Annotated in this window: 11 protein-coding genes; 3 read left to right on the top strand and 8 right to left on the bottom strand. The window is 45.0% G+C overall.

Going from position 1 to position 16,248, the window contains the following annotated elements:
- Positions 1-660: 660 nt before the first annotated feature.
- Together RLO19_RS09685 and RLO19_RS09680 are read right to left on the bottom strand one after the other, a co-directional pair.
- On the bottom strand, positions 661-3,474 hold the full coding sequence (locus RLO19_RS09685; RefSeq protein WP_446355913.1) for a WG repeat-containing protein: 2,814 nt from the start codon (positions 3,472-3,474) through the stop codon (positions 661-663).
- 80 nt (positions 3,475-3,554) lie between these two features.
- Positions 3,555-5,660, bottom strand: coding sequence for a protein kinase domain-containing protein (locus RLO19_RS09680; protein ID WP_446355911.1), 2,106 nt, complete (start codon positions 5,658-5,660; stop codon positions 3,555-3,557).
- Between the two features lie 547 nt (positions 5,661-6,207).
- Here RLO19_RS09680 and RLO19_RS09675 point away from each other — a divergent pair.
- Both RLO19_RS09675 and RLO19_RS09670 read left to right on the top strand, forming a co-directional pair.
- Complete coding sequence (locus RLO19_RS09675) at positions 6,208-7,581, top strand: AAA family ATPase (protein ID WP_446355909.1); 1,374 nt, start codon at positions 6,208-6,210, stop codon at positions 7,579-7,581.
- Positions 7,582-7,730: 149 nt separating this feature from the next.
- On the top strand, positions 7,731-8,561 hold the full coding sequence (locus RLO19_RS09670) for a hypothetical protein (RefSeq protein WP_446355907.1): 831 nt from the start codon (positions 7,731-7,733) through the stop codon (positions 8,559-8,561).
- Positions 8,562-9,132: 571 nt separating this feature from the next.
- Here RLO19_RS09670 and RLO19_RS09665 read toward each other — a convergent pair.
- The 4 genes from RLO19_RS09665 to RLO19_RS09650 all read right to left on the bottom strand — a co-directional run bounded on the left by RLO19_RS09665 (position 9,133) and on the right by RLO19_RS09650 (position 10,981).
- Entirely contained in the window at positions 9,133-9,375 is a 243-nt protein-coding gene (locus RLO19_RS09665; RefSeq protein ID WP_446355906.1) for a hypothetical protein, read from the bottom strand.
- A gap of 238 nt (positions 9,376-9,613) precedes the next feature.
- Positions 9,614-9,922, bottom strand: coding sequence for a DUF3181 family protein (locus RLO19_RS09660; RefSeq protein WP_446339065.1), 309 nt, complete (start codon positions 9,920-9,922; stop codon positions 9,614-9,616).
- Between the two features lie 35 nt (positions 9,923-9,957).
- Positions 9,958-10,236: a 2TM domain-containing protein gene (locus tag RLO19_RS09655; RefSeq protein WP_446355904.1), complete on the bottom strand. Its 279-nt coding sequence runs from the start codon at positions 10,234-10,236 to the stop codon at positions 9,958-9,960.
- Between the two features lie 298 nt (positions 10,237-10,534).
- Positions 10,535-10,981, bottom strand: a complete 447-nt coding sequence (locus tag RLO19_RS09650; protein WP_446355902.1) for a hypothetical protein — start codon at positions 10,979-10,981, stop codon at positions 10,535-10,537.
- A 324-nt stretch (positions 10,982-11,305) separates the two neighbouring features.
- Here RLO19_RS09650 and acs point away from each other — a divergent pair, with 324 nt between their 5' ends.
- A complete protein-coding gene (acs, locus tag RLO19_RS09645; RefSeq protein WP_446355901.1) occupies positions 11,306-13,276 on the top strand; it encodes an acetate--CoA ligase in 1,971 nt (656 codons plus the stop codon).
- Positions 13,277-13,332: 56 nt separating this feature from the next.
- Here the strand turns inward: acs and argS are convergent, their stop codons facing one another.
- Together argS and nadC are read right to left on the bottom strand one after the other, a co-directional pair.
- Positions 13,333-15,090: an arginine--tRNA ligase gene (gene argS / locus RLO19_RS09640; protein WP_446355899.1), complete on the bottom strand. Its 1,758-nt coding sequence runs from the start codon at positions 15,088-15,090 to the stop codon at positions 13,333-13,335.
- Positions 15,091-15,163: 73 nt separating this feature from the next.
- Positions 15,164-16,033, bottom strand: coding sequence for a carboxylating nicotinate-nucleotide diphosphorylase (nadC, locus tag RLO19_RS09635; RefSeq protein ID WP_446355897.1), 870 nt, complete (start codon positions 16,031-16,033; stop codon positions 15,164-15,166).
- Between the last annotated feature and the right edge of the window lie 215 nt (positions 16,034-16,248).

Genomic DNA, 16,248 nt, shown 5'->3' with positions numbered 1-16,248 from the left:
ATGCGTAGCTAGTCTACTGCTCTAGAACCGAAAAGTTAAACAGTTTTAAGGTCACTGAAACAGTGCTTTTTGGATAGTTACCGACCGATAACATTGGCGAAGCTAACTTTACCCGAAAGGAGATTGAGGCAACCATACCTCACAGGAGGGGCAACCATACCCCTCCACCCCGAAAGGGGTATGCGGTTAAAACCGCTACCGCGCGTTCCTCCCCGGTCTGAAGACAGGGGGTTTCCCACAACGGAGGAGTTCTAATGAATAACTGTCCTTGTTGTTCTGCTCAGTTATTGGCTCACATTCGTGATAAGCGTGTTTATTGGTTTTGTTCTCGCTGTCGCCAAGATATGCCTGTTAAAGCTAGTCATAGAAACCCTTTTCACCAAGAGTTTTCTTTTGTTAATCCCTTAAATGACATTTTGTCGCAAAAAATATTAAAACCAGCAGAATAAAAGCAGAATGGGATGGTTTTTAGGATGAGGGGTTTTCTGGGCGCACGCTGGGGAAATAGTACAGGCTGGGGAAATGGCGCACGCCGGTGGGTTAGACCAAATCCGCCTTTATTACCCCATTTTGCCAAGGCGATTGAAATCGCTGCTACACAAACAAAGTCCGCTTGACAAGGACTAGGTTATAACGGGGATAGCTAACCCAGATTTGGGATTACTGGGATTTTTCAAAAAGATTGCGAATATAACCCCATCGTTTACCCATGCGGATGGGTGCTAATCCGTCACTAAAGGATTTGACCTGATCAAATTCCGGTGAAATTACCTGATCACCCTTTTGATTGATATAACCCCAAAATGATTCAATCTTGACAGCGGCTAATCCTTGGGAGAAGGGTTGAGCCGCATTAAATTGTGGCTCAATGACCAATTCTCCAGTAGGATTAATATAACCCCAGCGATCGCGCAATTGGACAGGGGCAAGTCCTTGGGCAAATGAGCCTGCTGTATCAAAGTTGGCTGGAATCACCAATTGACCCCTTGAGTCACAATACCCATATTTGCCTGCGAGTTGCACCGCCGCTAATCCTTCTGAAAAAAATTGTGCCTGATCAAACTGAGTCGGAATCACCCATTGACCGATTTTATTAATATAACCCCATCGATTTGCAACCTTCACCGCCGCTAATCCTTGGCTGAACCGAGTCCCCTGATCAAACTGGGGTAAAATTACCGATTGACCGGATAAATCAATATAACCATACAGACTGCCAATTTTTACTCGCGCTAATCCTTCCGCAAACTGATCCGCTTGATCAAATGCTAAACGAGTGATCAGTTTTCCTGTTTGATTAATATAGCCCCACTTGTACCCCATTCGCACTCGCGCCCGTTCCTCTTGAAACGAATCCACCCAATCAAATTGAGGCTGAGTGATAAGATTACCAAAGCGGTCAATATAACGATATTCAGCACCAACTCGGCGATGGGTAAAGCCTTGTGCTTTCAGTGATGTCGCGTTGAAAGGAACGGATTGAGCATAGAGGCGCGATCGCAAGGCTTTGGCTAAGGTATCATTATCTTGGCGCAAGCCCTCATAGAAAAATAACACCTCCCCCGATAAACCGCGATCGCGATTGTACTCAATTGCCTGTACCAAATCCTCTGAACTGATGCGATACGACCCGCTTTTAATCAGGATTCCCGGTATAACCGTAGACAATTGTACCGGGTTTACTTGGTCATTCACCAACCGATCAACAAGCTGCTTATAGCTAGTAAAATCCCGGCGATAGAGTTGGGGATGGATAATATCCACCAATCCCTGATTCCGCCAAGCTTGGTTATCTTGTAAATACTCCTGTAGCCCCCAGGGATAGGGACTCGGTGCCATAGAAATCACCAATTCTGGATTAATCGCCACCACCTGTCGGTACAGACGAGTCAGGAAATCAGTCAGCAAATCCGCCCGCCATTGTAGCCATTGGGCGTCTTTTGGATTGCTAGGGGGTTCCCGGTTGAACTGCTGCATATAGCGTTGTACCGTTTGGGTATCATAACCTCCTTCTGACGGGAGGGCTGGTAAACGGTCATCCCCCTGAATTCCGGCGATATCATAATTTCTAATCACTTCTAAGATTAATCCCAGGACAAAATCCTGCACCTGGGGGTCAAAAGCATTTAGCCATTCAAAGTTATTTTTTGTGAGTAAATTACCTTGAATATCCCGCGCCGCCCAATTCGGTTTTTGGGCAAGTAAACGTCCACCTTTTTGGTTATAGGAACTGGCAAAGCCATATTCAAACCAAGGAATCACCGCTAATCCCACTTTTTTAGCCGCTTGAATAAGTTCGGCGAGGGGATCTCGTCCAGTAAAACGCGGGTCAATTTCCAATCCCACCGTGTCTCGCATCAGGCGACTGGGATAAAGTGTTGCCCCATTATTCCAAACCACAGGAAAAACCACATTAAATCCGGTTTTGGCGAGGAACTCAATCGCCTCAGCTATATTCTTTGGGGAATTAAAGACTTGGCTGTCGGTATTTGTTAGCCAAACCCCTCGGATTTCAGTTGAGGGTAATTGATTTGGGTTTGGCGTTAGATCTTGTTCGTCTAAATAATTATTATATGCTTCTACCTGGTCATTTTCTGCCCTCTGAGAGTTTGTAAGCGCTAAAGCGCTTCTGGCACTAAAGTGCCTACTACGAACCCCGCTTAAGTTAGCAATATTCTGCTTTAATCTTACTAATGCGACTCCTTCAGAAAAGGGTTCGGCTTCATCCAGTTGTGGATTAATCACAAATGTCCCGGTTTTGTCAATATATCCCCATTTATCCCCCAGTTTGACCCTTGCCCGTCCTTGGGTAAAGGAATCCGCCTCATCGAATAGAGGTTCAATGGCGATGATATCCCAACCTGGAACATATTGTCGGGGAACACCAGGGAGTTTTAACGCCCGAGTAATCAGTGCCGCGACTTCGCCTCGCGTCGCGTTACGATTTGGGTGCAGGCGTTTAACTTCTGGATAGTTAACGACTAAAAACTGACGGGTTGCGGTTGCGATCGCGCCCTGTGCATAATTGGGAATAGTCGCGGCATCATCATAGTATTGTTGGAGAATTGGGATAGGATTAGGGTCACGGGCATACTGTAACCCACTTACTAATGCCACCAACGCTTGCACACGGGGAATCGGTTGATTGGGTTGAAAAGTGCCATTGGGATAGCCGGAGAAAAATCCCGCCCTGGTGACGGTTTTAATGGCGGGATTTGCCCAGTGATTGGCAGGTACATCACCAAAGTTAATCGTATCCCGCACCGGGGTAGCCTGGGGAAAGGCTTTGTTTAAAATCGCCGCAAATTCAGCACGGGTAACAGGGTTATTGGGGCGAAAGCTACGATCAGGATAACCACTGATGATTTGGCGGGTAAAAAGCTGGTGGATTGAGTCTTTTGCCCAATGGGTTTGGGTATCGGCAAAGATGGAGTTGGTGGACATACCAGATGCGATGGGGCGTGATAGTTGCATTATAGATAGTCTCTGGCTTTTAGAAAGTAAGATGCTCCTACTACACATATTTTTGCTACTTTGGGTTAAATTCAATAAAATTAATCTTCTATAGATTCATCGACTGAGGAGTCCGATTCGGGGGGATTTTCAACCGTTAGATCAAGTTGATAATCAATGGGTTTATCCGCATCGGATACCACGACAAACTCATAGAACCCCGATTCCGGCAATTTTCCAGAGAAGGTGCGATCGCGCGAATCTTCTAGGAAGATTGTATTACCCGTGGGACTATAAATGGAGAATAAGGCATTGGCGGCGGTGGAGAGATTCACCTCCATAACCTGATCTGCCGATAGCTGGGCGGTAAAGGCTTTGCCTTCTCCAGGTTGCAGGGTGCCGCTTACTTTTTTACCACTATCGCCCGGTTCAAAGACAATTCGTTCTAAAGCCTCTCTGGATTGCAAGGCTTTGACGGTATCCGCAACAGTGGCTTGCCAGATTTGACCCATGGGTTGGTCAAGAAATTCTGTGCCAACTTGTCCTTTTTGTTTGGGGAAGGCGTGGAAAAACTTGGCATCGGCGATATCGTATAACGCCCGACTACTCAGGCGTAGGCGATTCACTCTTGCTTTCCAGCGATCGCGATCGCCTGCGCCATAACTGCCTAATCTTTGCTTGGCTTGAGGAGTGAGATTAAGCTGTTCGATCTGGGTGAGTAAATTTGCGGCGATCGCATCCCAGGCTTGTCTAAGCCTAGCATCATCTGGATCAGTGCTTAACTGATATCCCTGTTGTGCAGGATACTGCTTCCAAAACGCTTCATCAACTAAACTGACATAAAAGTCATAATCGATACCCAGATTCATCCGTCGCCGCCGCAGGGTTTGCTTGCGCTGTTGTTCTTCCTGGGAAAACTCGGAGGAGGGTTCGGGTTCGTCATCTTCCTCCGGTGAAATCACTGGGTTCTCAAATTCCTCCTGTATGGGCGTAGCGTTCCGTTGTGCGGATTGCAGTTGTGTTTCGATCCACAGATTACCCGCCCACCAGCCAAAGCCACCTGCTGCCAGAATAAACACCAATGCCAGGATAAATTTTCCTACCCAGCCTAAGGCGGGGGTATTGTTACCCTTGGGCGTCGGTTTGGGGACAACAGGAGTAGGGGGGGATGGTGGCGTCGGTGCAATCCGATTGGGTGCGACAGCGACAGTCGCTTGAGTCGGCGGTGACGGCGGTGGTGGTGGGGAGTAGGCAATCGAGGGGGATTGAGATGTCAGGGCTTGTAAGACTTGATTCGCACTTTGGGGGCGATTTTGGGGGTGGGGTTGCAGCAGTTGTTCGAGGATACGGTTGAGGGTGGGGCTAAGGGTAATTTCCCGCTGCCATGTCCAGGTTAAGGTGTGGGGATCTATTAGCTCAGAGGGTTCTTTCCCGGTGAGTAATACCAATACCGTTGCCCCTAATGCGTATAAATCGCTACTGGCAGAAATAATACCCCCTTGCATTTGTTCGTGAGGAGCATAACCCACCTTACCCAAGCGCGTTGCTGTAGCCGGGGATGATACCATTACTTGAGAGGCTACCGTGGCGGCGACTTGCTTGACACCGCCAAAGTCAATCAGTACGGGCAATCCATCCTCTTGACGGATGATAATATTATCCGGGGAAATATCCCGATGAATCACGCCTAGGGAGTGGATGTAGTTCAACACGGGAAGAAGTTGGCGCAAGAGTTTGATGATTTCCGTTTCGTTAAACCGTATTCCCTGATTTCGGCGTGCCTCTAAGATAGCGCGGCAGGTGTGTCCAGGAATATAGTCTTGGACTAAAAACAGGCGTCCTTTTCCTTCCTGCTTCACCCGCAGCAGTTCTCGGAACTCAGGAATTTGCCGATGTTTCAGCTTATAGAGAACCCCAGCTTCCCGTTCAAACAGTTCTGAGGCTTTCTGGAGGGCAAAAGTCCCTTGGGCTTGGGGGGCGAATTCCTTTAGCACACAAGCTTCACCGAAGCGATTCAAGTCTTGAGCTAGATAGGTGCGTCCAAATCCCCCATGTCCCAATTCTCGTACAATCCGATAACGTCCTGCCAAAGTTAACCCCGACTCGATGTTGCCATTGTCTACCTGATCCAGTTTCTCACCGCAGTGGAGACAAAAGCGACTACCTGGGGGATTTTCGTGATTGTGAGAGCAATGTAAGGGCTTCATTAATCCAGAACGTAGGCTACGTGATTGAAGAAGGCGGATGACAGGTAATAGAGGAATCACCCATTAGGATCATTCATGCTAGCAATTGTAGCCTCTGGATTTTTCTGGACTTATAGCAGTAGACCCATCGATTAAGACAAACACACTATCTGGAGACGTTCCACGGTCACGTCTCTACGAATCCGAGAGGTGCTAACTATCTTGGCGGTTGCTATATATCATGTCCGAGTCAATCTGCGGGCTAGCGCCGTCTCCTGAACTCGCGGTGGACTCCTGGTTCGGCACAACTAAAATTGTGGATTAGATGTGCTAATTTGATGGGCGCAAAGCCTTGCGCCCCTACAATTTCTGGATTTAATTATATAGTTCATTAAAGTAGGTGTGCCACGCCACTAGGTTCTGATCTGTCATTCTGAACGGAGCGATAGCGGAGTGAAGAATCTCTGAGAAAGGTTTTGGAGTGTCGGATGGTTTTGCTAGGAGTAACTTTGTTAAAGTAATACTGGTGAAGCCAACGCGGATATCAAGTCAATATTAGGAGTGTTTTATGCACCTGCAACGAATTCGAGTTCCTGATTTCCGGGTTTTAAAGGATGTTGATATTACCTTTGAAAATGATTTTGTTCCTAGAATTTTTCCTCTGGGCAGTCTAAATGGTGGTGGTAAAAGTACACTCCTGCAATTAATTTTCACTCTACTTCACTGTTCGACTGATCCGAAAAGACAACCTTTTTTGCAAAATCTGCTAGATGGATTCCAACTTCATGAGGACTCTCCCAAGAAAACTTTGGCTATAATTGATATTTTAGATAATGATAGAATCGTAAGTTTTGATTTTTTTGGCTGTAAATACTCTTATATTCAAGAGCAATTGCAATTAAGTGACGATCCCAAAAAATACTACTCTTTATTAACTCCCCAAGGATTTCAAATTTTGTTGAAAATGAATATTTATTTTGACCCGAAACATCTAGGAGGAGAAGATAAATTTTTTGACCTAATATTTTCTAATTTTGAAAACAAGAAAAATCTTTATTTTCAAGAATGTTTTGAGCTTTATAACCTTGAGAAGGAAAGAAATAGATTTAACCAAGAAAGTAAAGAGTTTTTTGTCAAGATAAAGAAATACTTAGAATCCCAAAACTTAATATTTTTAATGTTTCTATCTGACAAAAACAAAAAAGGAGGGAATGACGAAAGTATTTTGCTGTGCCACATTGATAGTCTAAACACAGCAAAAATTACGGAAGTTGAATTATTTTTCAAGGATATATCAAAAAAAATATTTCTCGCGGCTCCGTCAACTCAAGTGTTTCTTTTTCTGAAGCAAGAAAGTCGAAATTTATTGTTTAAAAGTAAATCTGGTACAGACAAAGATTATTACTCGCAACTTAAAGATGCCAGAAGTCAACTTATAAATTTATTTACTTATGACTTTTTGGCTGTAGATCTTTTGATACAGGCTTTTGAAGATGCTCGCGATCGCGATTTCAGAGAAGCGATAGAAACAGGAGAGTATGGTAATCATTATCAGAGGCTTAAAAATGAGTTAAACCAGATGTTATTTAATAAAAAAATAAACATAGATAAAGACCTTAACGGAGTGAACTTTACATTAGAGAGGAACGGTGAGACTATCGAACTATCCCCCGAAGACCTGAGCCATGGAGAGTTGAAACGGTTAAGCATTTATATGTGGCTCAAACATCATAATATAGAAGATGCTATTGTATTAATGGATGAAATAGAAATCGCATTCCACCCCGATTGGCAATATCAAATTATTTCAGATTTGCAAGAATGGGCACCGAATAATCAATATATTTTGGCAACTCACTCTTATGAACTCTGCCAAGCCTTGACTCCTGCCCATGTGAAAGAATTAGAACCTAAACTTATCCAGCAAAACCCCGCAAACTAGACATGAGTTTTAGTCCAGAACAGTTACAAGGCCACTGTGAAATAATTCTTAGTTCTCGCAGAATCCGGAATAAAATAGTTGTTCTCTGTGAAGGGAAAGGGGGTATCTGGACTCTGGAGGGTAGACCATCACCACAATCTTATCGAAAAATGGCACAACTGCCTGATGCTAACTTTTATAATGCCTGTGTTCCTAAGTGGTGGCGGAACTATCGACCCGAATTTTTTAATTGTGGCGATCGCACAGATGTACTTGATACTTACTTTACTTTATTACAGTTACACGATAAAGATAGTGCCAACTCCTATTTAAGTCCAGAAAAGTTGTTTGCGATTGTTGATTTAGATTTGCAGATTAAAATGATTGATAATTATTTGTTCCCAGACACAGAGGCAATTTTTCAGGATTTGTATGAACAAGCAAAGGTCAATCCTCAAAATGCAATAAATCATCGGATCTGGGTGACAGGGTTTATCTATAAGGAGTCCTACTTTCTGTTCCCGGAACTCCAACCTGTATTTGATAACTTTTCCGCTACTCCAATTTATAAAGATAATCCTGCTTTGCTGCAAACAATTTATATTGATATGGCAGATGGAATCAGTAATGATGCTAATTTGCGAGATAACTTACAACGAGCATCAGAACGTCTTCGCTACTGTTCTGGATTAGATTGCCAGGGAGTCAATGAGTTGCGCGATTCCTGGAAAGATGAGTTTCAAAATGCCCCAGATTATCAACGGAAGCAGGAGTTGTTTTTTGCCCTATTGACGATTAAACAAGTGAAGAAATACTGGAAACAAATACATCCACCTGATGATTGGAATCGCTCAAGTGAGGATGATCGAGGTGAAATATATCGAGATCAACTTTCTTTGGAAATAGCGCGATTTTATGCCGAAAAAAGTAGTGATGTTCAATATCATCTTCCGGTTTTCTTGAAAACCTTATATGAAAAAGATTGTCAGCAGCGCGGTTAACCAGGTATCTGATGACAAGAAAGCATCATTTAATGGCGGTGGTGCATGTAAACTTGGTAGGGGCGCACGCTCCGTGCATTGGTGTCAACTTAAGCTCAACCCCTCACCCCCAGCCCCTCTCCATCCCCCCTAACCCCCCTTTGAAAGGGGGGAATAGGGAGAGGGGAGCAAGAGGGGAGCAAGAGAATCCGGTTCCCCTTCTCCCATGCAAAAAAAGCGAAGCATCCCCTGGCTTCCCCCTTTTGAACTGAAGTTCCCTCCATACAGATGTACTGCACCCAGCGTCAAGCCTTATACCGTAATGGTTTGAACGCTCAAGCCCCTCAAAAATCGTACATAAGTAGCACTTGCTATCATTAGCGATCGCGCTATTCCACAATTTTAGTTGGGTTACGCCAGTAGTGGGGTGGCACATCTTAGCATTATGCAAAAGAAACCCATACAATTAGGGGCTAAAGCCCTTACTACAAACCCAATCTACCAGCATTGAAAGCGCGATCGCGAAATCCTACAAGTTCTGCCAAGGGAGTTGAGTTACTCCAAAAGAGAACCATCTATAACGGTGAGTTTACTAAGTTTTAGTTTGAGCTTTCACCGTAGAACTGATAAGTTTCCCAGCGGTATTTTCCACATAGTCTAAAATTTGTTGATAAGCCTCTGGATTAGTCTTTGGATGGATAATCATCCGCACCTTACCATCCGGTAACCAAAATATCAACCGACCGTTATTAGCACAAACAAAGCTACTGATACGATTGAGATCAATCAGATACGTATTGCGCTCATAACTTAATTTGATCCAATGCTGCTCCATAGTTAACGGTGGCAACTCTTAGCTGAGTCAGTCACGGTGGGGTGTTCTGACTCAACAGATTAATAGGGAAAAAGACAGAATATGATAGTGAGATAGGCGATCACTAATGGTTAAAAGGATACACCAAATAGTCAGGGACTATCTTTTTTAGCCCGCTTGCTTTGTGCAAAAAAAGGGTCATTAGTTCTCATCCCGGAACTAATGATCCCTAGCCTTGAGTGGTCAATTGTCTTCTGAATTACATTTTCTTTTGAAACTCTTCGAGTAAATCCAGCAAATTAACCTGACACTGCATTGGGAGTAAATCCACCAAGGAAACTTCCCGTCTACCATTCCCCAGTTCAACGGGTATACTTTGCAAGATTTGTAGCACTTGGTCTTCTGAAAGGCTGTCCTCTGTCAGCAGGGGATAGAGGCGTTCAGCTAAAGAGGTATGTAAATGGGCATCCCGTAAGTAAAGATGCCATTTGGCAACATCAATGTACACATTATCACCAATTTCAGCCGCCAAGGCTTCGATCGCTTCGCTGGTATTTAGGTTAGCCATAATCCATTCAATAGGGTGAGCTTGACATTCTCAGTTTATCCTTGAGTAGAGTTAGCCGAATTATCTTGACTGGGTGAGGGAGTATAGTCTGCGATCGCGAAGACATAAACGGCGTGTCCGACTAAGAGCAATCCCCAGATACCCGTTACCCAGTACGTCCAAGACCAATTGGCATACTGGATGGTACGGACGAACCAAACACCTGAATTACAAGCCGCAAACAAGGCGACATGGACAGCAAAGTTCATTCGGTCATCTAGGCGTCGATACGCTGCATCGCGACGATCTGGTTTGCGGGGCCAACGAGGAGGCATAGCAGTTCTAAGATAAGACGTATGAGAATAGGTTATAGTATCTACTCTTTTATTGATAACGCAATTTTCGGTTAATCAGGTCTAGTACGTCATCTCAAGGAATGGTAACAAGGGTGGGGCGCGGGGTGCAAGCCTTAGTGGAAATTTTGGCAAACTGGCGCGATCTCACATAAGTTACAGTTACCGCCTTAAGCGTTGACGCCTTTGCTGTCGTTCTTTGTTGTATCTATACAACTGCTCAATCATGTCCGGAGAAGGACTAAAGGTTAGCGATAATCTAAACTATAATTTTAGTGCCCTAGCGATTGATAAAATTTCCAATCGTCCTGGCTAATTTTTGTTGCAGTTTACAATCTGTAGAAGGAATTGGTGTCAAATAGAATGGCTCTCCCGATAAAAGAATCAGCCTGAGCCGATACAACTGAAGCCCGAATAGGTTGAGCGGTTCGACTTGTACGCCAGTAACCTGGTAAATTGGAACGTGGATAACTTTGGTTCCCAACCAACCTTTTTGCTTAAATACTACCCAATGGTACTGTTTGTCAAATTGGCAGGTTTTCACGGGACTACTGAACATCATCAAATTTGCTAAGGCAATGCAAACTAATCCGAACCAATCAATCGATGAGTTAGAGGAGAGAAAAATCAGCAATCCTATCGCTGCTGTTAAACTACTCAATATCCAAACCCCAATGGGACGTTCTTTGAGTGTGAGTAATGTAAACGTTTGTTGAACGACTTTCATATAGCGTTTTCATTTGAGATGGAGAACTCACGGGGGTAAACAAAGAGAAGTTTAGATATAGACACAGTAGGAAAAAGTCCTGTCTTCTATTTACGCCATGCCATGCTACTTTTTTAAATTAAATGATTTTTTATAAAAATAGAGTAATTGTGTATAAAAAAATCACAGATCAACAAACTTCTATCAGTGAAGCCGATTTAGGTAAACTAATGATGCAGCCACTATGGAGGGGTAAGTAAGCTTTACAAAACGTCAAAATTGCTCACTGAGGCAACTCTGCCTTCAAAATAGTTTGAGTACAGTAGCAAATAACAACCGCGAACGATGTCTGAATCCACTATCGAATCGATTCTGCAAGAAAAACGTCTATTCCCACCCCCGGCTGAATTTTCCCAGAATGCCCAGATCAAGAGTCTGGAAGAGTATCAGCGCCTCTATGACAAGGCAAAAGCTGACCCATTGAAATTTTGGGCGGAGTTAGCCGAACAAGAGTTGCACTGGTTCAGTAAGTGGGATACAGTGCTAGATTGGCAACCTCCCTTTGCCAAATGGTTTGTCGGGGGAAAGACGAATATTGCCTATAACTGTCTAGACAGACACCTGAATACCTGGCGACGGAATAAAGCCGCTTTGATTTGGGAAGGGGAACCGGGCGACTCCCGCACCCTAACCTATGCTCAACTGCACCGGGAAGTCTGTCAGTTTGCCAATGTTCTTAAGCAATTAGGCGTGAAAAAAGGCGATCGCGTGGGGATTTATATGCCCATGATTCCAGAAGCCGCGATCGCGATGCTCGCTTGTGCCAGGATTGGTGCGCCGCATACAGTGGTATTTGGTGGGTTTAGTTCCGAAGCGTTAAAAGACCGATTAGTAGACGCCCAAGCGAAATTAGTCGTCACCGCAGATGGCGGCTGGCGTAAAGATAAGATTGTTCCCCTAAAACCCGAAGTCGATAAAGCCCTCGCCAATAACGGCGCACCTACAGTAGAAAACGTCCTCGTGGTTCAGCGCACCCAGCAGAAAATCCAGATGGAACCAGGGCGAGATCATTGGTGGCATGATTTACAAGCGGGGGTATCGGGAGACTGTCCCGCCGAACCGATGGATAGTGAAGACATGCTGTTCATTCTCTACACCTCTGGGACAACCGGTAAACCCAAAGGCGTTGTTCATACCACAGCCGGCTATAACCTTTATAGCCATATCACCCTGAAATGGACATTTGATCTCAAAGACACCGATGTCTACTGGTGTACCGCTGACGTCGGTTGGATTACGGGTCATAGTTATATTGTTTATAGTCCTCTGTCCAATGGTGCTACCACACTCATGTATGAAGGCGCACCCCGTCCCTCGAATCCCGGTTGTTTATGGGATGTGGTGGAGAAATACGGTGTTAATATTTTCTATACCGCACCAACGGCGATTCGGGCATTAATCAAAATGGGCGAACACCATCCCAAAGCACGAGACTTGTCTTCTTTACGGATTTTGGGAACCGTCGGTGAACCGATTAACCCAGAAGCTTGGATGTGGTATCACCGAATTATTGGCGGAGAACGCTGTCCGATTGTCGATACCTGGTGGCAAACGGAAACAGGGGGATTTATGATTACACCCCTACCCGGTGCGATTCCCACCAAACCGGGTTCAGCTACGTTACCGTTTCCGGGTATTCTGGCAGATATTGTCGATTTAGAAGGCAATCCGGTGGGGACGAATCAGGGGGGATATCTGGTGATTAAGCACCCTTGGCCCGGAATGATGCGAACGGTTTATGGTGATCCCGATCGCTTCCGCCGCACTTATTGGGAACATATTGCACCGAAAGAAGGGCAGTATTTTTACTTTGCTGGGGATGGTGCCCGTCGGGATGAGGATGGCTATTTCTGGGTGATGGGGCGCGTAGATGATGTGATTAATACCTCTGGACATCGCCTAGGGACTATGGAAATTGAATCGGCTTTAGTCTCCCATCCGGCGGTAGCAGAAGCGGCTGTGGTAGGAAAACCTGATGAGGTAAGGGGGGAAGATGTTTTTGCCTTTGTCATGTTGGAGGATAACTATAGTCCAACAGAGGAACTGGCAAATGAACTCAAGGCGCATGTAGTTAAGGAGATTGGGGCAATTGCCCGTCCTGGGGAGATTCGGTTTACTGAGGGAATGCCTAAGACGCGATCGGGTAAAATTATGCGGCGTTTGTTGCGGAATTTAGCCGCCGGTCAAGATGTGGCTGGGGACACCTCTACGTTGGAAGATCGCAGCGTGTTGGATAAATTGAGAAGCGGCGCTTAACTAGACAGGGCAATTCATCTGCTAGATGAATTGCCCGTGAGAAAAAAGAGGTATTTCTACATCCGTTCTAGTACCCCAATACCAAGTAATGATAATCCCAGTTTTAAGGTTCGAGCCGTTAGGTCACACAATATTAATCGTGATGTTCGCACGGGTTCCTCGGCTTTAAGCACAGGACATTGATCATAAAATTGACTGAATTTCTCGCTCAATTCATATAGATACTGACAAAGACGATTAGGTAACAACTCTTGCTCAACTTCTTTAATCACCTCGCTGACTTGTAATAGATGCTTAGCCAGTGCAACTTCTTGATCTTTTGACAATGAGACTTGAGAATTTGTTCTTAACTGCTCAAAATCAACGCCACCTTTGCGACCAATACTTTGAATCCGGGCATAAGCATACAGCAGATATGGTGCTGTATTTCCTTTGAGCGATAGCATCTTATCGAAGCTAAAGACATAATTGCTGGTGCGATTTTGACTGAGGTCAGCATATTTTACCGCGGCAATACCAACCACTTGAGCAACATGATTAATGAACTCCTCAGTTTCTTGGCGCTCTTCCTCGTGGATGCGAGTTTCCAGATCAGCACGCGATCGCGCGATCGCTTCATCTAATAAATCCCGCAATCGCACTGTCTCTCCCGACCGAGTTTTCAGCTTTTTCCCGTCTTCTCCTAGCACTAATCCGAAGGGAACATGCACTATTTCAACATTTTCTGGTAGCCAAACTGCCCGTTGTGCGACCTGAAACACTTGGGCAAAATGATTTGCTTGTCCAGCATCGGTAACATAAATAATCCGATTTGCCCCATCTTGCTGAATCCGGTAACGTAGTGCCGCTAAGTCAGTTGTGGCATAGTTATAACCCCCATCCGACTTTTGCACAATCAAGGGTAAAGGTTCACCTTGTTTATTCGTAAATCCTTCTAAGAAAACACACTTAGCCCCTTGATTTTCCACTAATAAGCCTGATGTTTCTAAATCTTTGACGACTTCTGGAAGTAAGGGGTTATAAAATGATTCCCCCCGTTCTGTGAGATGAACATCCAATAAGTCATAAATGACCTGAAATTCCCGTCGGGATTGCTCACACAGCAATTGCCAAGCTCTTGTAGTATCTTCAGCTCCAGCTTGCAGTTTCACTACTTCCTGTCGTGCAGCTTCTTGGAAGGCTCCATCGGTATCAAACCGTTTTTTAGCTTGTCGATAAAAACTGACTAAATCTCCTATATCGACAGCCTCAGCCGTGGTTAAGGCTTCTGGGCAAACTTCCCGAAGATAGGTAATTAACATGCCAAACTGAGTCCCCCAATCTCCAACATGATTGAGGCGCAAGACATCATGAGATCGAAATTCCAAAATACGGGCAATGCAGTCTCCAATAATCGTGGAGCGCAGATGACCGACATGCATTTCTTTGGCAATGTTTGGACTGGAAAAGTCCACAACAACTTGCTGGGGCTGCTTGGCGGGTTCTACACCTAACCGAGGTGCAGTGAGAATCTTATTTAGCTTGGCTTCTAAATAGGCTGGTTTGAGTGTGAAATTAATAAAGCCGGGTCCAGCTACTGTGGGGGATTGGCAGATATCCGCAACATCGATATGGTTAATGATCGTCTGTGCGATCGCTCTTGGGGGTTGACCTAGCGGTTTTGCCAGAGAGAGTGCTGCATTGGATTGATAATCACCAAATTTGGGATTACTGGCGGGAACTAACATGGGATCTGTACCCGCCATCGTTTCACCAAAAGCAGCAATCAATGCTTGCTCAAATTTGGCTTTTAGTTGTTCCAAGGTTGAAGTCATGCGCTAGGTAAAGTGTTGAAACGATAAGACGTTGCCAAAAATCCTAAAAATGGCTTGCTCAAAAAATTAGGGATTAAATCCGATTTTCGTGCAGTAAGTTCATACTTAAATCCAGCCAAGTGGAGCGAGTGATGGGGGCACTCGTGGAAATATAGTCTACACCGGTTTGGGCTACAGCACGAATGGATTCGAGGGTGATATTCCCAGAGGCTTCTATTTTCAGTCTGTCATTTTTGGCGCGAATCATCTGTACAGCCTGTCGCATCCTCTCCAATGGCATATTGTCCAGCATGATGATGTCAGCCCCGTGATCTAGCGCTTCTGTCACTTGCTCCAGAGTTTCTGTTTCGACTTCAATCCTCAGGGGGTAGGGCATTTGATCTCGGATATGAGCGATCGCTTCTTTTATGCTACCTGCTGCCACTATATGATTGTCTTTGATCATCACGGCGTCATCTAACCCAAAACGGTGATTGATAGCACCGCCGACTTGGGTGGCATATTTTTCGAGCAGTCTCAGCCCAGGAGTGGTTTTACGGGTATCAACGAGTTGAGTGGGAAAATCAGTGAGTTGATCCACATACTTGCGGGTGAGGGTAGAAATCCCACTTAAGTGCATCGCTAGGTTGAGAGCCACTCGTTCTCCCATCAATAGAGTATCCATAGACCCCTGTAAACGAGCAACTACCTGTCCTGGATCACAGTCTTCCCCCTCAGCCACAACAGCCACAAAACTCGTTTGATCGCTTAAAAGTTGGAAGATCCGTTTCGCGATCGGCAATCCGGCTATCACTCCGCTTTGTTTAGCCGTCCACTCGGCTTGGATCATTTTGTCTGAGGCATTCCATAACCCCTGAGTTGTGCGATCGCCTCGACCGATATCCTCTAACAACCAATTCTGGAGGATCGGATCTAGCAGGATCAATGGCGGCAAAGCTCTCATTTGGCAAACGGGGGTAATTTTCTTAAGCTACTCAGGTTAGCTCTGGATTTAAGCATAGCTCAGATCGCCTTCGGGGAAAGGGTTTCAGCTTTTATCAAAAAAAACTTTCTGAAAAGGTTGACAACTTCTGAAATAGGCACTACATTGGTAAATGCGCTTGAAACGAAGGCAACGACTGCTCAAGCGACCGAACCTAGAAAAATCAATAGTTTGAA

This window comes from Coleofasciculus sp. G2-EDA-02 (genome assembly GCF_040226375.1).
In the GTDB taxonomy this organism is placed as follows: domain Bacteria; phylum Cyanobacteriota; class Cyanobacteriia; order Cyanobacteriales; family Coleofasciculaceae; genus Coleofasciculus.
This window is presented reverse-complemented; position numbering and strand designations above follow the sequence as displayed.